Here is a 22,907-nt window from a genome sequence, read left to right on the forward strand (position 1 = left end):
GGAGCCTTTATGAAAAGCTCCATTTTTTAGGTAATATATATCTAATATAACCAAATTATACAATATTAGTGTTATCGTCAGGAAGCGCTATAAGCAAGAAATAGGCGACAATATCTTGAGATAAATTACTGTTAATAACGACAATATCATCAATAGGTGGTTGAGTACCGTCATTCACTTCAACTAAATTCATGTTATATTTATCTGCATATGCTTTAATATGCTGAAAAATGACTTGATTATTTAAATCTGGTGATGATGCTAAAATCGGTGCTGTAAAAGGTAAATCTGGTGTGAGTTTTGTGTAACCTTTATCTTTCACAATCAGGACAATCTTGTTAAACTTATTAATTAATTTTTCATCTATTTTAATTAATGGCTCATAGATAGTTGGGATCTTTTCTAAACCATCCAGGTGCCAAATTAAAGAAATAATATCCTTACGGTTATAGAGCCTTAAAAAGTGACTCTTATAATTCGTTGTTGATATGCGGTTAAAAACAGATTCAATATAAGATGCAAAAGTACCATTACTAATAATTGGGCTGGCAAAGGCACAAACATTAATACGAATATTCCTTTTTCCCTTATTAATATATAATCGTTTTAAATATACTCCAAGAGTAGAAGCCAATGCACCTCCCAAACTGTGCCCGGTGATGGTAATATTATGTATTCCTTTTTCCAGGGCAATTTTATCAATTGCATCAATGAGTGATTCTCCATAGCCTGGCGTATTGTTACTTTTTGCTTGGTTAACAATATAATCTAATGCTAAATGTGTTCCATAAGAAATCTTAGCGTCTTTGAATTCTTCAGAGATATTAGGATCCCAGAGTGACCAATTTACCGTTTCGTGCACTGCAAAGTTTTCAACCTGCCAATTAACATCAGACCATGATCCCCGGATAACAATTCGATAGTCATATGGGAATCTGCGATTTCTCACAATAAATAAAACGTGATCATCTTTGTTATCTTTAGAGTTTTCCCCATTATTAACCCGGAAAACAGCCGGTCCCCAAATGATAGAGAATCTGTTGGCGGTAACTTTACTTTTTTCCAATGATTCTTTAATATTTTCCGCAACGATAGCCGGTTCGGATTTTTCTGTTATTATACTGCCTGCACCACTGATAAAGCTGAGTGCGAGATTTATTTTTTGATCTCTAAGAGAAATAGTCATTTTTACTCTCCATTTTTATTATATAGATTCTGATATTATGCTCTGATTAAAGTATCAATACTCAACCCTTTTAATTTTCTGTTTAGATAAATTCAGAGTTGAATTTTAAATTAATAATAATATTTAAATTTGTCAAATGTGCGCGTTGTATTATTTTATATCACTTTGTCTGATAAAAAAGAGTATTGATTAATAAGTTAAAGGTGAATTGGATAAGTGGAATTGTAAAATATAACGATATTAGAATTGTTTTTTAGATTTGTGTGATTTCCAAAAAATATATTAATTTGTTTATTAAAGGGCACAGGGTAAATATGCCCTTGGATATTTAATTATTTCTCAAGTGGCAGGGTATCATTTGCGCCCCATTCAGCCCATGAGCCATCATATAAATAAGTATCTTTCTTGCCGATGATATCTAAACCCAATACTAAAACAGCGGCTGTCATACCAGAACCACAACTGGCAATAACCGGTTTATTTAAATCAATGCCTTGTTTACGGAAAATATCTGCAATTTCAATTGCTGATTTAAAGTGACCATTCTCTATCAACATCGTCCATGGAACGTTTTTACTGCCGGGAATATGGCCCATTCTTAACCCAGGGCGTGGTTCTGGTGCTCTAGCCTGAAAGCGGTCCATTGCTCTGGCATCAACAATCTCAGTTTGTGGATCATTTAATGAATCTAGAATTTGTTGCAGTGATTTCACTTTGCCGGCATTGAAATTGGTATTAAAAACCTGAGAATGACGTTTTACTTCACCTGATTCTGTCGGAAATCCGGCCTGTTGCCAGCCTTGTAAACCGCCATCAAGAATACGGACATTACGACTGCCGAATATCTTGAATGTCCACCATGCGCGAGGCGCGGAGAACATATTTCCCTGGTCATAAACCACGACCAAATGATTCTCGCTGATCCCCATTTCACCAACAGCCTGACTGAAAGTTTGTGGATCTGGCAGCATATGAGGTAACCCGCTTTGATGATTGGCTACTTTATCCAAATCAAAAAATTGGGCGCTGGGAATATGTGTATCCAGCCAAAGCTGATGACAATCAATTTGCTGAGGTGGTGGCGGTGCAGTCGCATCAAGGATGACGAGGTTTTCATCATCAAGATGATCTTTTAGCCATTGTGGACTGACAAAGTATGCATTATTCATGGGATCCCTCACTTAATACAAAAGTATAGATAGTGTCGCGCCCTGTTATTGCTGCTGTATCGGCGCTATGGTTGTCTCTTGCTGTTGACTGGCTGGTGATTCTATCGGTGTGGTTGAGCGGGTATACATATTAAGACCCGCCAAGAATACGCCACCGATTGAACCGAATGCAAAGAGTGCGATGAAAGTGATAAGTAGTTTTTTCATTTTTGTTCTCAACTGCCATAGAAAATAGGCAGTATATCGGGTTCTGAATAGCTGACAAGGTAATAACCAATTTACTTTACGAATAATGAATAATTCTTTGAGCTGATTAAGTAAATGAAATTAGCTTACTGTTATTACTGATAAAGTTTTTTGCTAAGTTTTTATTGGCATCATAATTTACAGAAATTGGGATTAAATTATCAATCTGGTTTTGTTTCTCAATATACAGCTGATTTCGTTCTTGCTCTGTGGGACAATAGCGCTCCGGTTTTATGGCAGCAGAGTTCAATGGCACTTTCCAGTTCAATAAAAAATCAGATAAGCCAGTGGTATAAGGCATTACCTCGGCATATCAATGGTTTTATTCCCCGCACTCCACAGAGGCAGATGATTGCTGAAGTTGCAAAAACGCTTGCTGATCAGGAAGGGCGCCATTTGGTCATTGAAGCGCCGACCGGAATCGGTAAAACCCTTTCTTATCTGCTTCCTGGCATTGCGATCAGCAGGGCGGAAAGTAAGCCATTAGTTGTCAGTACCGCTAATGTCGCTTTACAGGATCAAATTTACAGTAAAGATCTTCCTCTGTTGTGCAAAATTATTCCTGATCTGAAATTTACCGGTGCTTTTGGGCGTGGTCGTTATGTTTGTCCGCGTAATCTTGAAGCCATCTGTGCAAGCGATAGTGAACAGATAGATTTAATGTTTTTGGTTGAGGACAAAACAGAACTTGCCAGTAGCGAAGAGAGGGAACTTTGTCGCCGGTTGCGCAGTGACTACACAACGTTTGCCTGGGATGGATTGCGTGATCACCATAAGTTGGCTTTGTCTGATACTTTGTGGGCGAAAGTCAGTACAGATAAGGCGAATTGCCTGGGCCGTAACTGTCAGTATTATCATCGCTGTCCGTTTTTTATTGCCCGCCGTGAGATCGAAAATGCAGATGTGGTGGTCGCTAACCATGCGTTAGTGATAGCGGCATTAGAGAGTGAATCGGTACTCCCTGATGCTAAAAATTTGTTATTGGTACTTGATGAGGGGCATCATATACCGGATGTCGCCAGGGATTCTCTGGAAGTTGAAGGGGAAATCACCCTGTTTCAGCTTAATGGTCAGCTAGATACTTTTATCCGTCATGTTGAACAATATCTGGTGCAATTTCGTCCGGCAAAGCCACCACGTCTGGCTAATGCTAGTCGTCTCAATGAACACAGTGAAAAACTACGGGAATGCTTTAAAGAGCTTGCCACTATCGCGCAGGCACTTTTACCTGAAAATAATGAAGTAGATGAATATCTGTTTGAGATGGGTAAGTTGCCGGATAACTTGCGACTTTGCTGCCAGCAACTGTTTAAACTGACCGATGGTTTACGGGGATTAGCAGAAGCGATACTGAATGCTCTGACTGAGCAAACGGCTAAACAGGATATTGTCCGGTTGCATCGGTCTATTTTGCATACCAGCCGCACACTGGGATATTTCGAAAATATGACTAAACTGTGGCGCCTGGCGGCGCTGGGAGAGTCATCCAATGCGCCGGTATCAAAATGGCTGAGACGCCGTTATGAAAGAAATCAGTCACACCTCTACTTCCATTGTGCAGGTATCAGAGTCAGTGAACAGCTCAATCAACTGCTTTGGCGTAATGTTCCTCATGTGGTTGTGACATCGGCAACGCTTCGTTCCTTGAATAGTTTTTCCCGTATCCAGGAATTAACCGGGTTAACTGAAACAATGGCTGACCGTTTTGTGACGCTGTCATCACCTTTTGATCATGTAAGTCAGGGGAGATTGGTTATTCCCAAAATGTCATTGGAGCCGACACTTGATAATGAAACTGCTCATTTGGCGGAAATGGCGCGTTATTTCAGGACGCAATTGCTGAATCAGCAACATAAAGGCATGTTGATTTTGTTCAGTAGCCAAAGGGCAATGGATATTTTCCTCTCTTATGTGACGGATTTACGTCTGATGTTGCTTGTACAGGGTGATCAGCCACGTTATCGGTTAGTTGAAACACACTGTCAGCGTATCAATGAGGGGCAATGCAGTGTATTGATTGGATTGCAATCTTTTGCTGAAGGGCTGGATTTAAAGGGGGATTACCTGTCCCAGGTTCATATTCATAAAATCTCATTCCCTCCAGTTAATAATCCGGTGATTATCACTGAAAGCGAATGGTTGAAATCAATCAAACGCTATCCTTTTGAAGTACAGAGTTTGCCAAGTGCTTCTTTCAGCCTTATTCAGCAAGTAGGAAGGCTTATCCGTAGTCATGAGTGTTATGGTGATGTGGTTATTTATGATCGGCGTTTACTGAGCAAAAGATATGGCGCGAGGTTGTTGAAGGCACTGCCGGTTTTCCCTATTGAACAGCCGGAAATTCTTTCAGAAGCGGAGATCAGACAAATGAAAAAGGATAAATAACTTACCACTAAAAACTGTAATTTATTTATCCTTTACAAATAAAATCGATATAAAAGGCTATTTATCCTACTTTTTTCAGAAAACAGGTTTTCAATACCAAGCCTTTGAGTTTATCTGCGTTACATTCGATTTCATCTTCGCGATGGTTCAGACGAATATTTTTGATGATAGTACCGCGCTTTAACGTCGCTGATGTGCCTTTTACTTTCAGATCCTTGATGACCTGTACAGAATCGCCATCATTGAGCACAGTACCATTGCTATCTTTTACTTCGGCATCCATTTTATTATTTCCTCAAGTTATTTATGAAAATAAATCTGGATTATAGACAATTAATGCTGGTTTTTAAAGGATATGGTGACGTTTGTCTGTATGGAGGGTATTTTATGATATTTTTCTGTGCCGGAGTTGGGTGGTAAAGGGGAGAAAGAAACAACCCCCGTTGTTGTTAACGGGGGTTGTGAGTAATGCAGAGCTCTTAATGTAACGGCTCTTTATATTTTATTGCTCAACGCTTGCTTCAATAAACCATAAGAATTTGTCGAGGTCACGGGAGGCCGCGGTGAACATGTCCGCGGTATTTTCATCTTCAACCTCACCAATTGCTTCGCGGATATCATTAGCGACAATGGCATAACGGTCAGCCAGTGCTTTTAGATGATCTTGCACGTCATGAATATTCGTTGGGTAGCTTCTCAGTAAAGTGCTTTTATTAACTTCTTGTACCGTTCCGAGAGCTATTCCACCAAGTTGTACAACTCTTTCTGCAAAAATATCCAGATGTTCAATAATCGTGGCACGAAAGTTATCCAGCATTTCATGGATGGAAATGAAATTTTTACCGCGCATGTTCCAATGTGCCTGCTTGGTCAGCAGGGAAAGATCAATAAATTGAATCACCATATGGTTTAAAATTTCAATTGTTTCTTGCTTAACGCTATCATCGACATCATTACGAGTATAAAGCAGTATGGATGGTGTTGTTTTGACTAATTTAGCAGTACCCATAATAATTTTCCCCTGGTATTAATAATGAGCTTCCCATTTATTGAGATGAATGTAACTCAATATTAGTTTTAAATCATATAGCTTATTCCTATTAAATCAATAGTTCATTATTATAAAGTTTTGGATAAAATAATTATGTTTAATATATTTATTTGGTTATATATTAATAGGGATATGGTTTTCTTCGATAATTATTACGGATTATGCTTAATATCTAATGGTTTCTTAGGTATGTATGACTTATTTATTGATGAATGATAATGGTTATATTGATTAATAACCGGAGAATTATGTTATCAATTACTCCGGTTTTCGTTCTATTTCGATTAGATAAAGCGATTAATCGACCTTGGTAATTTTAGGTTTTCTCTTAATCGTTGACGTAGAACCAATAGAGGCAAAAATAATACAAAACAGTGCCAGCCATTGAATAGTGGTCAGGTGTTCATTGAGGAACACAATACCAGATAGAGCGCCAAGTGCTGGCTCAAGACTCATCAGAGTACCAAATGTTTGTGCAGGTAAACGGGTTAGGGCAATCATTTCCAGTGTATATGGGAATGCCGTGGATAGAATAGCTATTGCCAGTGCCAGGGGGATAATTGACATATCAAATAACAGCTCTGGCCCTGTTTGTATCAGCCCTACAGGGAAAAATATCAGGGCCGCGATAAATGAACCGATAGAAACCGTTGCCGCGCCATAACCCGCTCCAGCGCGTTGGCCAAAAATAATATACAGTGCCCAACAAACACCCGCACTGAGCGCATAAATAATACCTACAGGATCCAAGCCATCAATATTATTGCCAATGGGTAACAGGAAAGCCAGACCAGCGATAACCAGCGCGACCCAGAGAAAATCTATTGGCCTGCGTGATGAAAACATGGCTACAGCCAATGGGCCGGTAAACTCAAGAGCGACGGCGATACCTAAAGGAATGGTTGTCAGTGCCATATAGAATGTATAGTTCATTGCTCCAAGAGCAATACCATAGGTAAGCAGTGGCATAATTGAATCTCGGCGAAAACTCAGGCGCCAGGGTTTAAAAATAATGAACAGAATGATAGTTCCAAGACCTAGCCGCAAAGCGGTAACGCCAGGTGCGCCGATAACTGGAAACAGCGTTTTGGCAAGGGAAGCACCACCTTGAATTGATGTCATGGCAAGTAGTAACAATATTACAGGTATTAACGGAAAGGCACTCTTTTGGAGCTTGGAAGAAGACATCCGGGCAAAACCTCAATTAAAATCAAGTGATCTGGCCGGTAATCTTCGCAGTGAAATGCAGATAACTCAATAGGTTTAGATAATATAATTTTAGAGAAATATTTTTCATTTATTAAGATTATACTGCATCGGGATAGTGAAATTATTTTTTATTATTGGTGTATAACCCTGAAAAAATTTATATTGCATTTTAACATATTGAAAATTTAGGGATTGCAGGTGATGAAAATCCCATGGTAATCTGAATTAGGCTTTGTTTTATGCTATAATAGTTAAGCATAAATTACGATTGCTACTAAACTAATATCGTATATTATTATAAAGTAATTCCTATCTGCCTTTTTCATTATATTAGGTTATTTTGTTTTTCTTGGTTTTTTTAATTTAAATTATCTTTGTGCATAAGTGAGTTGTATGATAGTGATACTAATGTATAATCAATCATCTTTCACCGTAAAGATGAAGTCACAGGAGCTTAGATAATGAAAAGTATTGCCGTTTATTGTGGTTCAAGCCTGGGGATATCTGAAATCTATAAAGAAAATGTCATTATCTTCGCAAAGGAGTTAGTTAAGCGTGATATTACGCTGATTTATGGTGGGGCCAGTGTGGGTATTATGGGAACTGTTGCTGATACTGTTCTGGAAACTGGCGGTAAAGTTGTCGGTGTTATTCCTACATTATTGGAAGAACGCGAAATATCACATAAAAATCTGACCGAATTATACGTTGTTGAAACTATGCATCAGCGTAAAAATAAGATGATTGAGTTAGCTGATGGTTTTGTTGCTTTGCCTGGAGGCTTTGGCACATTGGAAGAGTTCAGTGAAGTATTTACTTGGAGTCAGATTGGGTTGCATACTAAGCCTTGCGGTATCCTGAATATCAATAACTTTTATGATCCACTGATTGCCATGATTAATAAAATGGCTGATGAACAATTCTTGCATGAAAAATATCGCCATATGGCAATAGTCGAACAAGATCCTGCTGTCTTGCTTGATCGTTTTAACGCTTATCGAGCACCATCTGTAAAAACGTATTAAATTAAAAATAAATGAGAGAATGATGAGGGTTAATCTTTGCTTAAGATATCTCTCAAAATAAATAAACCATTCCTGTTGGGAAGATATTAATTTAAATATATCCTACAGGAATGGTTGTTAATATTAATGATTAAGCATTAGCTTACAATAGTATATTCTACGATTGGATTATTACCATTCTCTGCTGAGTAAGATAAATGTAAATCATCACCTTCATAGTCTGTTGATATTGAGTAGCTGCTGCTTCCGATCAGCGGGTTATTCCATGTAATATAAATACTGTAAATTTCACCTTTACTGTCTACAAATACATAAGTACAGCGCCCTGCAACACCACCTAGCAGACTGTTTGAATCACTTCTCCAAATGCCTTTTCCTGCGGTGTTATCACTGCTTTTATTAATTATTTGCGGAGGGAGAGTTGTCCACTCACCCTGATCCAAACGGATAGAATCCTGAATAAGTTTAAGCTTATATACTGATTTGTTAGTTACTTTTGCAATAACACTGATTGGTGCTTTTAATGAAATCGCTTCAATCTCTGACATAATATTACCTCTTATAAAAAATACTTATTAAATACCAAAATCTTAATTTAACCCATTATGGTTATATAAAACACTTTGGCGTGGAACCGAATTTTTTAATCATATTTTATGACTATTTTTTTACCTTTCATTAGAATTCCATTTCATAACTCTTCCTAAAAGTTAATTTATTTATATTTTGGTTTTTAACTCAATATTACAAATGTCAGTGTCGGTTTTTATCTTTTTAACAAGTTAAAATTAACAACCAATCATTTGTTAAAATAAATTTTCTGTAATTTCGGTGTTTTTTAAAGATACCTTTTCTCTCGGATAAATGTCAATTTTTTTACCCTCTGAGTTTTGTTATAAAATAATAAGAGATTAATTATATCTTTATACTTAAAAACATAGATATAGATGATAAAATATGTCTATGTTTTTAATGGTTAATATGTAAAATAATTGTAATGGCAAACAAAAATAGATTGTCAGGTTTATAATTGACTAATATTGACTTCATTACTTATTGAGCGTTAATTCATCGCTGAATTGATGAAATGTTAATGCGTTGTAATGTCTGATGGGAAAAATTGGTGATGGATTGTATTTTTTTCTACATAATTGTAATCGTATATCCTAATTCAATAAACTTTGATTATTGTTCAGCGATTTATTGATTAACAGATATTTTGATAATGAGCCAAAATTATATTCACCATTGGTATTATCATATTGTTGATGAAAATATCATAATAAAGAAAAAATTATTGTAAATTCAACGTCATTAATACTTAATATGTTTATTTTCGATGTAATATGCCACTATTGGTTTATCTTATTTCCTTCTTGTGTCTAATTTGAGAGTGCATTCGACATTAAATAAAATCATATAACGATATCGTTTTATGATTCAACGTGAGTCATCAAAGCAGTTAATAGCGCATTCTTAATAATACATTATTCTATTGATGATATTTTGTCGCAACATATGCTTAAGAGTCGAGTAATAAATCAGTAAGAAAATGGTAGTAATTAGTATTTATAAGAGAATTTTCTAATCTCTTTGCTGACAGAAAAATTTCATTTAAATTGTAGACGACTGGTCTAATTAAGTATAGGTTATATCTATGCAAACAAATAGAACCCCCCAAGATATCCGTCAGCACATCCTGGAAGTTGCCCAGCAAGTTATTGGATGTAAAGGTTTTTCGGCTGTTGGACTCAATGAAATTCTCAAAGCGGCAGAAGTGCCGAAAGGCTCGTTTTACCATTATTTTGCGTCGAAAGAGGTGTTTGGCGCGGCTATGCTTGAAGATTACTTTACGCACTATCTCGAAAGAATGGATAACATCATGGCGCGTAAAGAATGGAGTGCTAAAGAGAACTTGGTGCAATACTGGCAGGGCTGGTTGGAGCCTTTGGGAGACGGTACTGTCTGTGGACAAAGGTGTCTGGTAGTCAAGCTTGGCGCTGAAGTCAGTGATCTTTCCGTGGCGATGCGTTTGGTGCTGGAAAATGGTACAAGAAATATCATCATGCGCCTTGCTGCTGTAGTAGAAAGAGTTGCCAGTGAAGGTGGGTTGGAGTGTACTGCTGAAGAAACCTTTCCGCTGGCTGAAATGTTGTATCAGACTTGGTTAGGGGCGAGCCTGATGGCGAAGATCACACAAAGTAGTGCACCGCTACAGAGCGCTATGGTTACCACGAAGCGATTGTTGAATGCATAACAAATAAAAACACTGTTGGAAATCACTATTCACCCGTGTTTTTTTATACTTAATGATTAGACGACTGGTCTACTCTTTGGGTATCCCGATGATACTGACTTTAATGTTGAAGGAGAATATAAATGTTTCAAACGCAACAAATAAATCGCCGTATCGTACTGGCCTCACGTCCGCATGGTTTCCCGATATCCACTGATTTTCGTCTGGAACAGCAACCTATTCCTGAGATTAAGGAAGGAGAACTGCTGTTACGCACTGTTTTTCTTTCGTTGGATCCTTATATGCGTGGGCGAATGAGTGATACGCCATCTTATACTCCGCCGGTGGAACTGAATAACGTTATGGTGGGTTCAACGGTGAGTCGCGTGGTGTCTTCAAATCATCGGAGATATCAGGCTGGTGATTGGGTACTGGCGTATAGCGGTTGGCAGGATTATGCCGTTTCCGATGGTAGCGGTCTCATCAACTTGGGACAATCTCCTGTTCATCCATCCTATAGATTAGGTGTGTTGGGTATGCCTGGTTTTACTGCTTATATGGGGTTGCTGGATATCGGCCAGCCCAAAGCCGGTGAAACCTTGGTTGTCGCTGCGGCAACGGGTCCGGTTGGTGCAACGGTTGGTCAAATCGGTAAGCTCAAAGGCTGTTATGTCGTTGGCGTAGCGGGTAGTGTAGAAAAATGTCGCTATGCTGTTGATGTGTTGGGATTTGATGCCTGTCTTGACCATCATGATCCAGATTTTGCCGACCAGTTATCCAAGGCTTGTCCGCAGGGAATTGATATTTATTTTGAGAATGTCGGCGGCAAGGTATTCGACGCCGTTTTACCGTTGCTGAATACCTCTGCCCGCGTTCCGGTTTGCGGCATGGCGTCTTACTACAACTCTACGAGCTTACCGGAAGGGCAGGATCGCTTGTTTTTGTTGATGGATAAATTGCTGCGAAAACGAATTCGGATGCAAGGATTCATTATTTTTGATGACTACGCTCCACGTTTCGGTGAGTTCTGGCGTGATATATCCACTTGGTTTGCCGAAGGGCGGATCAAATACCGCGAAGAGGTAGTGTCAGGTTTGGAAAACGCTCCAGAGGCATTCATTGGACTATTGCAAGGCCGTAATTTCGGTAAGTTAGTTGTTCGTGTCGGCCCCGATAATTAAATTCTGCGAAGAACGTTAAAGGATTATATCTAACTGATCCAGCGAGGTAATTATGCGAAATTTTGAGTATTACAATCCAACTAAAATCATTTTCGGTAAAGATACGATTGGGCGTCTTGATGACCTGGTGCCACGGGACGCGCGGGTATTGATTCTCTACGGTGGTAGCAGCGCTGAAAAAAGCGGGACATTGGATGAGGTTAGACGTGCGTTGGCTGATCGGTCTATCCGGGAGTTTGGGGGTATTGAAGCTAACCCGACTTATGAAACTATGATGAAAGCAGTTGAATTGGTACGCAATAGTGAGGTGGATTTCCTGCTTGCGGTTGGTGGTGGTTCTGTGATTGATGGTACTAAATTTGTGGCTGCCGCAGTGAATTTTGAGGGGGAACCCTGGCATATTTTGGAAGAACATGGCCGTAATATTCGGGGTGCTCTCCCATTTGGTACAGTTTTGACTTTACCGGCAACGGGTTCAGAGATGAATGAGGTTGCTGTTATCACCAATAAGGCAAAACAAGCTAAACTGGACCTGATAAGCTCATTTGTTTTCCCTCGGTTCTCCATTCTGGACCCAACGAAAACGTATACTTTGCCGTTACGTCAGGTGGCTAACGGGGTGGTTGATGCTTTTATACATATTATAGAGCAGTACCTGACTTACCCTGCCAATGGTATGGTGCAGGATCGGCTTGCTGAAGGATTATTGCAGACACTGATTGAAATTGGCGCTCAGGCAATAAACTCCCCAGACGATTACGATGTTCGTGCAAATTTGATGTGGGTTGCGACCTCTGCTCTCAACGGTTTAGTTGGTGCAGGCGTGCCGCAGGATTGGTCCACACATATGATCGGACATGAATTAACTGCACTTTACGGTATTGATCATGCACGAACACTTGCGATTATCCTGCCAGCGAACCTGCAAATTCACAGGGAAAGCAAACGTGGCAAATTGTTGCAGTACGGTGAACGTGTTTGGGGCATCACCAGCGGAAATGAAGAACAACGTATTGATCAAGCCATTGCACATACCCGCAGTTTCTTTGAGAATTTGGGGCTCCAGACCCGCTTGTCTGATTACAACCTTGGTGTTGATGATATTGAGCGTGTGATAGCACAATTAGAAGCTCACGGAATGACCCAACTGGGTGAAAACGGAGATGTTACGTTAGAGATTAGTCGTCAGATCTTGCAAGCAAGTCTTTAAGCTGGAGGAATGCCCTGGGAACCCAGGGCTTCTCTCTGCGACCTGCTTACCTGCCACACTCCCGTCTTTTGCTGAGAAACAAATATAACTATAGGCGATACTGTTGTTCTATTGTGGCATAATGCGCCGCTATCGATTTTTTCCGATTTCCCTTTTGTTTCTAAATTTAAGAGCGAATGCAGTGTTAAGTACAAACAATATCACCATGCAATTTGGCAGTAAGCCCCTGTTTGAAAACATTTCTGTCAAGTTTGGCAACGGCAACCGTTATGGTCTGATTGGCGCTAATGGTTCTGGTAAATCCACGTTTATGAAAATCCTTGGTGGCGATTTGACACCAACTGCCGGTAACGTCAGCACGGATCCAAATGAGCGTATTGGTAAACTGCGTCAGGATCAGTTTGCCTTTGAAGAGTTCACTGTACTGGATACAGTGATTATGGGACACACGGAACTGTGGCAAGTGAAACAGGAGCGTGACCGTATTTATGCGATGGCAGAAATGAGCGAAGAAGATGGCTATCGTGTTGCAGATCTGGAAGTGTCCTACGGCGAGATGGATGGTTATAGTGCCGAAGCGCGTGCCGGCGAGTTGTTGCTGGGTGTGGGTATTCCGGTAGAACAACATTATGGCCCGATGAGTGAAGTGGCCCCCGGCTGGAAATTGCGTGTTTTGCTGGCTCAGGCTCTGTTTTCTAATCCTGATGTTCTGTTATTGGATGAGCCAACCAACAACCTGGATATTGATACCATTCGCTGGTTGGAGCAGGTGTTAAATGATCGGGACAGCACCATGATCATTATTTCCCACGATCGTCATTTCCTGAATACAGTTTGTACTCACATGGCAGATCTGGATTATGGTGAATTACGTCTGTTCTCCGGCAATTATGATGAATATATGGTTGCTGCAACTCAGGCACGTGAACGTCTGCTAGCGGATAATGCAAAGAAGAAAGCACAGATTGCGGAGTTGCAATCTTTTGTCAGCCGTTTCAGTGCCAATGCCTCCAAATCAAAACAGGCGACTTCCCGCGCCCGTCAGATTGATAAAATCCAGTTGGATGAAGTGAAAGCATCCAGCCGTCAGAATCCCTATATCCGCTTTGAACAGGATAAGAAATTATTCCGTAATGCTCTGGAACTGGAAGGTTTGACGAAAGGCTATGACAATGGTCCGTTGTTTAAAAATCTCAATATGTTGCTGGAAGTTGGCGAGAAAATGGCAGTTATCGGTGCTAATGGTATCGGTAAAACGACTTTCCTGAAAACACTGGTTGGTGAAGCAGAACCAAACAGTGGCACGGTTAAATGGTCTGAAAATAGCAGCATTGGTTACTATGCTCAGGATCATGCCGGCGATTTTGACTGCGATCTGACGGTTTTCGATTGGATGAGTCAGTGGAAGAGAGAAGGGGATGACGAGCAAGCCGTCCGCAGCGTGCTAGGGCGTCTGCTGTTTGGTCAGGATGATATCAAGAAGAAAGTTAAGGTGTTATCTGGTGGTGAAAAAGGCCGGATGCTGTTTGGCAAGTTGATGATGCAACAGCCAAATATTCTGATAATGGATGAACCAACAAACCACCTGGATATGGAATCCATTGAATCCCTGAACCTGGCTCTTGAGTTGTATAAAGGGACTTTGATATTTGTTTCTCATGATCGGCAATTTGTCAGCTCATTGGCAAGCCGTGTTCTGGAAATCAAGTCTAATACAGTCATTGATTTTAAAGGGACTTATGATGAATACCTGAGAAGTCAGGGGATTACTGAGTAAGCGATTTTAAGAATAAGTTGCTCCGGTTTAGATAACTGGGGCAACTTATTTTCATCAGTGGATGGTTAGCTGTTGCACACTTCGCAATTGGGATCTTTCAGTAATTTAATATCACGGAATTGCATCGTCATGGCATCAAACAGGAAAACCTTTCCGCTGCTTACCTTGCCATATCCAGTGAGTAATTTGATGGTTTCCATGGCTTGCAATGTCCCGATGGTACCGACCAATGGCGCCATAACGCCCGCTTCTACACAAGTCAGGTTATTTTCACCAAACAGTCTGCTCAAGCAGTGGTAGCAGGGGGAATTCGGCTGATAAGTAAATACGGTTAATTGTCCTTCCATACGAATAGCAGCGCCGGAAACCAGTGGAGTTTTCCTGACCAGGCATAGGCGATTCAACTGTTCGCGGATCGCCACATTATCAGTGCAATCCAGTACAGCATCATTTTCGCTAATAAGTTCATCCAGCGCTTGATCTTCCAGCAATGCATCGACGGTGTTGATGGTGGCATGCGGGTTTATTGCTTGAAGCGTTATTTTGGCCGAGTGTACCTTAGCCATCCCGATGCGTTCATCCCGATGCAGGATCTGCCGTTGCAGGTTTGAGTGAGAAACGGTATCAAAATCCAACAGTGTTATTGTTCCCACGCCTGCTGCTGTCAGATACTGAGATGCAGCACAGCCTAAGCCACCTGCACCGACTATCAGGATCTTCGAGGATTTCAGTTTTTCCTGGCCGTCAAAATCAAACCCACGTAGGACAATCTGACGGTTATAGCGCAGGGTTTCTGCGTCTGTCAGTTCAATGGTCATTATTCGTTTTTCAATAGATGATTGAACAATTCGATTTTAACAATTTCGCCAGCTTCTACCCGACCACGTTCTCGCTCCAGAACGATAAAGCAGTTACCCAGGCTGAATGAGCTGAATATATGAGAACCTTGATGTCCTGTAGTGCGGACTTCCAGCTCACCTTGTTCATTCACAGAGACAATACCGCGTTGAAAATCTGTTCTTCCCGGTGTTTTTTTCAATGGCGTAGTCACCTTGGCATGGAGGCGCATTGGTGGTTGCCATGCTGTAAAACCGGACAGACGGGCGATTAGAGGTTGCACCAGTTGATAGAAGGTAAGGACAGCTGAAACTGGATTACCCGGCAAACCACAGAACCAGGTGTTTTTCAGTTTGCCAAAAGCAAAAGGTTTACCCGGTTTAATTGCCAGTTTCCAAAAACTGATTTCGCCTAACTCATCCAGAATCTGTTTGGTGTAGTCTGCTTCACCCACAGAGACGCCGCCACTGCTGATAACTAAATCAGCTTTTTGTTCTACTACTTCGAAAGCATGGCGCAACGCTTTGGGACTGTCGGCAATAACGCCTAAATCAATAACGTCGCAGTCCAGTTTTTCCAGCATCAGGCGAACAGCAAAACGGTTGGTGTCATAAATCTGGCCTTCTTTAAGTGGCTGGCCGATGGCTTGCAGTTCATCACCGGTGGAGAAAATGGCGACTTTTAATTTGCGAACCACTTCGATTTCGGCGATTCCCAAAGAGGCAATCAGTGGCAATTGAGCGGTGGATAATTTACTGCCTGCCGGCAATACCACCGCGTCTTTGGGGATATCTTCGCCAGCCAGACGGATATTCTGGCCTCGTTTGGCTGGTTGAGAGAAAACAACACCATCATCAGTAACTTCTGTGTGCTCTTGCATAATGACCGTATCAGCACCTGCGGGAACAGGAGCGCCGGTCATAATTCGGATACAGGTTGTAGCAGGCCATTCTCCCTGAAAAGGCGCGCCAGCCAGTGCTTTTCCTGCCAGAGGGAGGGGCGTGTTTCCATTCAAATCGGCATGACGAATGGCATAACCATCCATTGCTGAGTTAGCAAAAGGTGGGACATTGATAGGAGAAATAATATCTGCCGCAGTAATCCGCCCTGATGATTGGGTGAGATTGACGGTTTCTGTGTCAGTCAGTGGTGCAACTTGCGTCAGGAGTTTTTCCAGCGCTTGTTCCAAAGAGATCAATCCAGAGGTGTGACAGTGATCCATAATGGTGCTCCCAGATAGCATTTTGTAATAGCACCATTATGGCAGAGATCATCACATGCGTTAGTTATATTAAACTTTAATCATTGCCAACATGTCTTCACCGTCTTCATCCATACCGACTTCAACGAAACCAAAGCTGGAGTAAAAGTTTCGCGCTACAGGATTATTCGGGTTGTAACAGATTTCGATCTCTTCCACTCCATCTGTTCGCCTGATTTCATCAAGGGCCAGCAACATTGCTTTGCGTCCAATACCTTTGTTTTGATAGTGTTGATCCACCATAAATCGCCAAATCGATATTCTCTGATCTGTCTCGGGCACCCACATAAAAAAACCGACAGGTTTGCTGTCTAAGCAAATAGTGCGTGTTTGGTATGAGGGGTTGAATTTTGATTCAACGAGTGACCACGTATTGTCTGCAACATATTCATATTGATGATCGGCTACAGAGAGGTTACAGACATCTTCATAATTATCTTTATTCACATCAGTAAGGGTTATGTGCATGCAATATCCTTTGAGAATTCGCTCTTTGGGTAAAGATGAGCATGTGTATTATCTAACGTTCACTTAGAGTAACACTTAGAGTAAATAGCTGGCCGCTGTGGTCAGTCCGATCGAATCGGAAGTCAACCAGCTATCAATATTTACCATGTTATCAGGTAACTTTTATAAAGTTTGACCGCTGTCAATCTTGATGATCTGTCCTGTCATTGCTTCTGATTTTAGTAACATCAAGGTTATTTCTGCAACATCTTCTGGTGTTGAGATGCGTTCTAAAGGTAAATTTGTACAGAGGGTTAGCATTTTCTCTTCTAGTCCTTTCCACCACCTGGTTTCGACCGCGCCTGGTGCCACGCAGTTAACCCTTATTGATGGCGCCAACGCCCGGGCCAATGATCTTGTGAGCCCGTGAATGGCTGATTTGGAAACCGCATAGGGAATAGAAGAACCATAGCCGGTTTCGCCAGAGATACTACCGACATTCACGATAGCACTACCTGTCCTTTTCCTAAGATAAGGTGCGGCATACCGGCAACAATGAAATGTGCCTTTCACGTTAACGTCAAGAATGGTATCCCAAATACTGTCAGATATAGAGTCGAGATCATCAAATTGAAGTTGCTTTGTTGTCCCTGCGTTATTAATCAGGTAATTGATGCCGTTAAATTTTTCAGCGACGGTGTTTATCATTGCTTGTACCGCCGATTCGTCGGAAACATCCGCTTTTATCGCTATAGCTTGTCCTCCATCCCTGATAATTGATTCTGTTGTTTCCTGAGCTTCAAGTTCACTTTGTGAATAGATAACTGCCACAGCAGCACCTTGTTTCGCCAGCATGATACTGATAGCCCGTCCTATACCGGTTCCACCACCGGTAACAATTGCTGTTTTGCCTTGGAATTCTTTATACATAAAAACTCTCCTTAATTAATATGGGTACATAACTTGACAAATCATACATTTCTGGCAGAGGCTTGCCAGTACCCGTTTGAGCTATTATGTGAAGTCCCAGATACTGTAATTCATGACTTACTGAATGCTTTGTTAGAAGGAAGAAATCATTTACATTCTTCTGGGGATCTTGTTAATCATAAGGGTGTATTGTATTTGATTTTTGTTGTAGCTTGTGAAAAACAAATTAAAAAATGATGTTTTCATGACAATGAGCAAGTTAAATTCTCCCCAGTTGAATCACAGCTATCAGACTTTTCATATCGCAATGAGTGGTTTTTTGGCACTGGTTGTTGCTATGGGAATTGGACGTTTTACCTTTACTCCTCAAGTTCCCTTAATGATCGCAGAATCCCAGCTTAGTTTGACCGGTGCGGGTATCGTCGCAGCTTTTAATTATCTGGGATACCTGGCGGGCTCCTATGATGCGATGCGGGCGCGCTGTTTTATTGAATATCGGCTCTGGGCAGGATTATGGGGGGTGGTCATTATCACGTTGCTCTCTGCACTGCTGGATGGGCCGATATTGCATAGTGTCGCCCGTTTTTTTATTGGTTGGGCAAGTGGCTTGACATTAGTGCTGGTGGCGGCATGGGTAAATGAGCAGTTAGCCAGCTTGAACCGTCCTGCGTTGGGTGTTGCCATATTTGCGGGACCCGGAGTCGGGATATTCTTTACTGGTATTCTTGCTGTCGGGATTCAGGCATGGCAACTGAGTGCTGCCGAAGCATGGATGTTGTATGGCATGTTGGCGTTGATTGGTAGTGTTTATATCAGTCGGCATCTGCCTCGTAGCGGTAAACTGCACCGTTCACAGACTGAGGTGAAGAAACTGACTTGGACACCCGCAATTAAGCGGTTGGTATGGAGCTACAGTTTGGCGGGGTTTGGTTATATTTTACCTGCCACTTTTCTTTCGCAAATGGCAAGTGATCGTTTCCCTGGCAGCTTGTTTGCTCAGTTTGTCTGGCCGATATTTGGTGGTGCCGCAATCATCGGCATCGGTTTTGCTATTCTGACTCGTCATACGCTGTCAACCCAAATCCGGCTGGCGATCACTTTATGGATCCAGGCCGCGGGGATTCTTATCGCTGAGATTGTACCGGGAATAAGTGGCTTGGCCTTAAGCGCTTTGCTGATTGGTGGTGGTTTTATGTGCGTGGTGCAAATGGCATTTCAGTATGGGCGTGAACTGGCACCAGAACATAGCCGTTATATGGCCGGGTTGCTGACTACAGGCTATGCTATCGGGCAGCTTGTTGGGCCGGTGCTGTCAGCGGTTTCCACTGCGATAACCGGGAAACTGGAGCCTGCGTTGTATGTGGCATTGATGACATTGGTGATTGCCGGATTACTGGTTTGTAACAGGAATAAACCCATCGGTGAAACTCGTATGTGACGCCATGAAACGCACATGCAAATGTCAGTTTATCCCACATCCAAGCGAACTGAATTGTTGGCTCAGACGCTTGGTTGTGCTATACCAATCATGGCCGTGATGTTAACGTGGCGCGAAATATCAGATTGCCTTAGTTATAGTACTAATGACTGGAACATCAATTTCACTACCCGCCAGATAATGGAAAGTAATACCTTTGGAGAAAATAATGTCATCCCTAAGTAAAGAAGCTGAGCTTGTGCATTCGGCGTTGGAAGCTCGTGGTCTTGAAACTCCTCTTCGTGGTCAGGCGTTGACGCCGGAAGTGCGCAAAGTGCGGATTGAAGAGCATATGACGGAAATTATGAAACTGTTGAATCTTGATCTAAATGATGACAGTTTGGCGGAAACCCCCAGCCGTATTGCAAAAATGTATGTTGATGAAATCTTTTCAGGGCTGGACTACAGTAATTTTCCGAAAATCACATTGATAGAAAATAAAATGAAAGTGGATGAAATGGTGACAGTGCATGATATCACGTTAACCAGTACCTGTGAACATCATTTTGTGACTATTGATGGTAAGGCTACTGTTTCCTATATCCCGAAAGATAAAGTGATTGGGTTATCTAAAATTAACCGCATTGTGCAGTTTTTTTCGCAGCGCCCACAGGTACAGGAGCGTCTGACCCAACAGATCCTGATTGCATTACAGACACTGCTTGGCACCAATAATGTTGCCGTATCTATTGATGCGGTCCATTATTGTGTAAAAGCCCGGGGCATCCGTGATGTAACCAGTACCACGACAACGACTTCCCTAGGGGGGTTGTTTAAATCCAGTCAAAATACCCGTCAGGAGTTTTTACGCACAACACGCCATTTGTAATTTTTACATCGGGATATAAGAATGACCCGCCAGAGAATTGGTTCACTGGACAGTATTCGTGGTCTGGCGATTCTGGGGATATTGCTGCTCAATATCTCAGGTTTTGCTTTGCCATCCGCGGCTTATTTGAACCCGGCATATAATAGTTCAGCTTCTTCTGCTGATTTGGTTATCTGGTCTGTGCTCAGTATCTTTGCTCAGGGAAAATTCCTGTGTATTTTTGCCTTCTTATTTGGTGCAACACTGGAGTTGCTACTACCAAGGGGCAAAGTCTGGAACTACCCACGATTAATCATACTTGCCCTGATTGGCGGGATACATGGCATCCTGTTCTGGGATGGTGATATTTTACTCTCTTACAGTTTGGCCGGTTTTTTTAGTTTTTATCTGATTAGCCAAAATAGCACCAATAGCCGGTTATTTATGACCGGTGTTGTTTTTTATCTGATTGGATTAGTGCTGTTATTTATTCTTGGTTTTTTTTCCAGAGGTGAATCTAACGATGCCTGGCGACCGACCGAATTCCATATGTTATACGAAACATTCTGGAAAACGGGTGGTGGATGGTTGGCAATAGAAGAACGTTTTAATCAGGTCATGTTGATGATGGTCATGCTGTTTGTTCAGTATGGCTGGCAACTGATCGGCATTATGTTATGTGGTGCCGGATTAGTGCGTAATGGCTGGCTGAAAGGTGAATTTCCGGTGAGCCATTATCGAAATGTGGCGCTATTGCTGATACCACTCAGTGTTGCTGTCCAGATATTCTCTGTGGCGCTCCAGTATGCGCATAACTGGGATTACTTTTGGTCAGGTATTGTTGGCTATATCCTTTCTGAGTTGGTAATTCCATTTCAGGCACTGGGTTATATGGCTTTGATATATGGTTTCTGGCCGGTAATTGCAGGCTGGCGAATTAATCGCTGGCTCAGGCTGGTTGGACGAATGGCGATGAGTAATTATTTACTGCAAACTTTAATCTGTACTGTGTTGTTTTATCACTTTGGATTATTTGGTCAATTCAGCCGTCTGGAGTTACTGGCATTTATTCCATTTATTTGGACCGTAAATATTCTTTTTTCATGCTGGTGGTTACGTTGTCACCAGCAAGGGCCATTAGAATGGCTGTGGCGAAATATTACGGCGGCATTGGCACGCTCCTCTTAGGCTGGGTTTTGTCCATTTCCTGCAATTCTTCCGGGGTTACCGCCGGATAATCGGTTATACCTTCTGGTATTTTATGCGGAGCAGGAATTGGGATCAAAGGACCCAGGAAACGCGGTTCGCGTTTCAAAATATAAAGATCAGTTAAGGCGCCAAGGCGGGCAATTATTTCACGTAACCGGACGGTAATCATATTTTTAGGTGTGGAAACTGCATAGCACTGAGCGTCAATTCCCATATGTATAGCGATAAACAGCGCCCGTTCGCAATGGAATCGTTGAGTGATAATCGTAAAATCATTGGTGTCAAAAACTTTACGGGTTCTGACTATCGAATCAAGCGTTCTGAAACCAGCAAAATCCAGCACGATGTTTGTGGCAGGAATACCTACTTTTACTAAATCCCTGCGCATGGTGACAGGTTCGTTATAACTTTGCTGGGCATTGTCGCCACTTAGTAATAGATATTTGATTTTATCGCTGTTATAAGCATTAACTGCACCCTGAATGCGGTACATATAATACTGATTGGGTGCGCCAGAATGGTAGTATTTAGACGTACCAAGCACCATACCCACTTCACGTTCAGGAAGTTTTTTGAGGTCATCAAAAATATAGGGGGCCGTTTTCCAGCTAATCCAGCGGTCAAGTGCAATAGCTGTGAGCGTCAGCATCCCTGCGATGAATAACAGACTAATTATCAGGCGCTTCCACATGCTTTTGCCTTTAATATGCATCAATGACTAATATTGACTAAAGGCTACTTTACCTGAAATTCTGAAGCAAGTTTTCTCTATAAGAAAAAAGCCTGACAGTGATTTTTTGTTGTCTGTTTCTTGATATTTTGTCCCGCCGCAGTCGGCGGGCATCGTATCAGAGGGTGTCATATGGTAGCTTGACTTCTCATTTCCTGTTTTTAAGGCGTTGTAGGGGCTGCGGATATACTGTAAAACCCGATTCTTAATGTAAGGGGCAGTCAAATGTTGAGATTGAAAAAATACTGGAAGATTAAGACATTAAAATAAACTCGATAACAATATTCAGGTTAAGAATATGTATATTCTTCTTATGAATTCTGGTATTTTATTTTTGACTTTACACGGTTTACTTTATGCTCAATATTGATGTTAAATAATAATATATTGCCGAATCTTTTTCTGCGGTAGATATGCCCATTCTGATCTGCCAGGAATTTATGAGGGATTATATTATCTATTTATCATTATAATTATCATTGAATATTAAATTGATTGTTTTTAAGGTTATAGTAAATCTCATAAAATAAAAT

General features: G+C 41.4%; 22 protein-coding genes. 10 read left to right on the top strand and 12 right to left on the bottom strand.

Translation table 11 applies throughout. The features are described 5' to 3' along the window. Positions 1 to 55: 55 nt before the first annotated feature. From VY86_RS15285 to VY86_RS25270, 3 genes are all read right to left on the bottom strand, one after another. Positions 56 to 1,186, bottom strand: a complete 1,131-nt coding sequence (locus tag VY86_RS15285; RefSeq protein WP_046975588.1) for a lipase family protein — start codon at positions 1,184 to 1,186, stop codon at positions 56 to 58. 332 nt (positions 1,187 to 1,518) lie between these two features. Next, positions 1,519 to 2,355, bottom strand: coding sequence for a 3-mercaptopyruvate sulfurtransferase (sseA, locus tag VY86_RS15290; protein ID WP_046975589.1), 837 nt, complete (start codon positions 2,353 to 2,355; stop codon positions 1,519 to 1,521). Positions 2,356 to 2,400: 45 nt separating this feature from the next. Then, on the bottom strand, positions 2,401 to 2,562 hold the full coding sequence (locus VY86_RS25270) for a hypothetical protein (protein ID WP_167630896.1): 162 nt from the start codon (positions 2,560 to 2,562) through the stop codon (positions 2,401 to 2,403). Between the two features lie 288 nt (positions 2,563 to 2,850). On the opposite strand from VY86_RS25270, the gene dinG reads away from it, so the two are divergent. Beyond that, positions 2,851 to 4,986: an ATP-dependent DNA helicase DinG gene (dinG, locus tag VY86_RS15300; RefSeq protein WP_046975591.1), complete on the top strand. Its 2,136-nt coding sequence runs from the start codon at positions 2,851 to 2,853 to the stop codon at positions 4,984 to 4,986. A 61-nt stretch (positions 4,987 to 5,047) separates the two neighbouring features. Here the strand turns inward: dinG and VY86_RS15305 are convergent, their stop codons facing one another. The 3 genes from VY86_RS15305 to rhtA form a co-directional block, all read right to left on the bottom strand. Beyond that, positions 5,048 to 5,269 (bottom strand): alkylphosphonate utilization protein, encoded by a 222-nt coding sequence (locus tag VY86_RS15305; protein ID WP_021325754.1) that lies wholly within the window; start codon positions 5,267 to 5,269, stop codon positions 5,048 to 5,050. A gap of 219 nt (positions 5,270 to 5,488) precedes the next feature. Continuing rightward, positions 5,489 to 5,995 (bottom strand): DNA starvation/stationary phase protection protein Dps, encoded by a 507-nt coding sequence (gene dps / locus VY86_RS15310; RefSeq protein ID WP_046975592.1) that lies wholly within the window; start codon positions 5,993 to 5,995, stop codon positions 5,489 to 5,491. A 339-nt stretch (positions 5,996 to 6,334) separates the two neighbouring features. Continuing rightward, on the bottom strand, positions 6,335 to 7,225 hold the full coding sequence (gene rhtA, locus VY86_RS15315; protein ID WP_046975593.1) for a threonine/homoserine exporter RhtA: 891 nt from the start codon (positions 7,223 to 7,225) through the stop codon (positions 6,335 to 6,337). A 482-nt stretch (positions 7,226 to 7,707) separates the two neighbouring features. On the opposite strand from rhtA, the gene VY86_RS15320 reads away from it, so the two are divergent. Beyond that, the gene (locus VY86_RS15320) at positions 7,708 to 8,271 is read left to right on the top strand and encodes an LOG family protein (protein ID WP_046975594.1); all 564 of its coding nucleotides are present in this window, start codon (positions 7,708 to 7,710) and stop codon (positions 8,269 to 8,271) included. Positions 8,272 to 8,408: 137 nt separating this feature from the next. Here VY86_RS15320 and VY86_RS15325 read toward each other — a convergent pair whose 3' ends face one another. Then, the gene (locus tag VY86_RS15325; RefSeq protein ID WP_046975595.1) at positions 8,409 to 8,819 is read right to left on the bottom strand and encodes a hypothetical protein; all 411 of its coding nucleotides are present in this window, start codon (positions 8,817 to 8,819) and stop codon (positions 8,409 to 8,411) included. Between the two features lie 1,109 nt (positions 8,820 to 9,928). Between VY86_RS15325 and VY86_RS15330 the strand changes: the two genes are divergently transcribed. The 4 genes from VY86_RS15330 to VY86_RS15345 all read left to right on the top strand — a co-directional run bounded on the left by VY86_RS15330 (position 9,929) and on the right by VY86_RS15345 (position 14,675). Beyond that, positions 9,929 to 10,528 (top strand): TetR/AcrR family transcriptional regulator, encoded by a 600-nt coding sequence (locus VY86_RS15330; RefSeq protein WP_046975596.1) that lies wholly within the window; start codon positions 9,929 to 9,931, stop codon positions 10,526 to 10,528. A gap of 122 nt (positions 10,529 to 10,650) precedes the next feature. Continuing rightward, positions 10,651 to 11,688 (top strand): NADP-dependent oxidoreductase, encoded by a 1,038-nt coding sequence (locus VY86_RS15335; RefSeq protein WP_046975597.1) that lies wholly within the window; start codon positions 10,651 to 10,653, stop codon positions 11,686 to 11,688. A 52-nt stretch (positions 11,689 to 11,740) separates the two neighbouring features. After that, positions 11,741 to 12,898 (top strand): iron-containing alcohol dehydrogenase, encoded by a 1,158-nt coding sequence (locus tag VY86_RS15340; protein ID WP_046975598.1) that lies wholly within the window; start codon positions 11,741 to 11,743, stop codon positions 12,896 to 12,898. A gap of 205 nt (positions 12,899 to 13,103) precedes the next feature. Then, on the top strand, positions 13,104 to 14,675 hold the full coding sequence (locus VY86_RS15345) for an ABC-F family ATPase (RefSeq protein ID WP_420800629.1): 1,572 nt from the start codon (positions 13,104 to 13,106) through the stop codon (positions 14,673 to 14,675). A gap of 65 nt (positions 14,676 to 14,740) precedes the next feature. Here VY86_RS15345 and moeB read toward each other — a convergent pair whose 3' ends face one another. The 4 genes from moeB to VY86_RS15365 all read right to left on the bottom strand — a co-directional run bounded on the left by moeB (position 14,741) and on the right by VY86_RS15365 (position 18,150). Continuing rightward, positions 14,741 to 15,493 carry a molybdopterin-synthase adenylyltransferase MoeB gene (gene moeB / locus VY86_RS15350; RefSeq protein WP_046975600.1) on the bottom strand — a complete coding sequence of 251 codons (753 nt, stop codon included), beginning with the start codon at positions 15,491 to 15,493 and terminating at the stop codon, positions 14,741 to 14,743. After that, positions 15,493 to 16,734 (bottom strand): molybdopterin molybdotransferase MoeA, encoded by a 1,242-nt coding sequence (moeA, locus tag VY86_RS15355; protein WP_046975601.1) that lies wholly within the window; start codon positions 16,732 to 16,734, stop codon positions 15,493 to 15,495. The genes moeB and moeA overlap by 1 nt, the downstream gene beginning before the upstream one ends. A gap of 69 nt (positions 16,735 to 16,803) precedes the next feature. Beyond that, positions 16,804 to 17,241 (bottom strand): GNAT family N-acetyltransferase, encoded by a 438-nt coding sequence (locus VY86_RS15360; RefSeq protein ID WP_046975602.1) that lies wholly within the window; start codon positions 17,239 to 17,241, stop codon positions 16,804 to 16,806. 162 nt (positions 17,242 to 17,403) lie between these two features. After that, positions 17,404 to 18,150, bottom strand: a complete 747-nt coding sequence (locus tag VY86_RS15365) for an SDR family NAD(P)-dependent oxidoreductase (RefSeq protein WP_046975603.1) — start codon at positions 18,148 to 18,150, stop codon at positions 17,404 to 17,406. Positions 18,151 to 18,400: 250 nt separating this feature from the next. On the opposite strand from VY86_RS15365, the gene VY86_RS15375 reads away from it, so the two are divergent. Genes VY86_RS15375 through yeiB form a run of 4 tightly spaced genes read left to right on the top strand, consistent with a single transcriptional unit; the run spans position 18,401 to position 21,623 of the window. Further along, a complete protein-coding gene (locus VY86_RS15375) occupies positions 18,401 to 19,588 on the top strand; it encodes a YbfB/YjiJ family MFS transporter (RefSeq protein ID WP_046976906.1) in 1,188 nt (395 codons plus the stop codon). 15 nt (positions 19,589 to 19,603) lie between these two features. Further along, positions 19,604 to 19,813, top strand: coding sequence for a hypothetical protein (locus tag VY86_RS24880; protein WP_158019974.1), 210 nt, complete (start codon positions 19,604 to 19,606; stop codon positions 19,811 to 19,813). Next, positions 19,797 to 20,456 carry a GTP cyclohydrolase I FolE gene (gene folE / locus VY86_RS15380; RefSeq protein ID WP_046975605.1) on the top strand — a complete coding sequence of 220 codons (660 nt, stop codon included), beginning with the start codon at positions 19,797 to 19,799 and terminating at the stop codon, positions 20,454 to 20,456. The genes VY86_RS24880 and folE overlap by 17 nt, the downstream gene beginning before the upstream one ends. A 21-nt stretch (positions 20,457 to 20,477) precedes the next feature. Then, complete coding sequence (gene yeiB / locus VY86_RS15385; protein ID WP_046975606.1) at positions 20,478 to 21,623, top strand: DUF418 domain-containing protein YeiB; 1,146 nt, start codon at positions 20,478 to 20,480, stop codon at positions 21,621 to 21,623. On the opposite strand, the gene sanA is transcribed toward yeiB, so the two are convergent. Beyond that, the gene (gene sanA / locus VY86_RS15390) at positions 21,595 to 22,335 is read right to left on the bottom strand and encodes an outer membrane permeability protein SanA (RefSeq protein WP_046975607.1); all 741 of its coding nucleotides are present in this window, start codon (positions 22,333 to 22,335) and stop codon (positions 21,595 to 21,597) included. The two genes, yeiB and sanA, sit on opposite strands and share 29 nt — an antisense overlap. Between the last annotated feature and the right edge of the window lie 572 nt (positions 22,336 to 22,907).

The sequence above is a fragment of the Photorhabdus thracensis genome (assembly GCF_001010285.1).
GTDB lineage: Bacteria > Pseudomonadota > Gammaproteobacteria > Enterobacterales > Enterobacteriaceae > Photorhabdus > Photorhabdus temperata.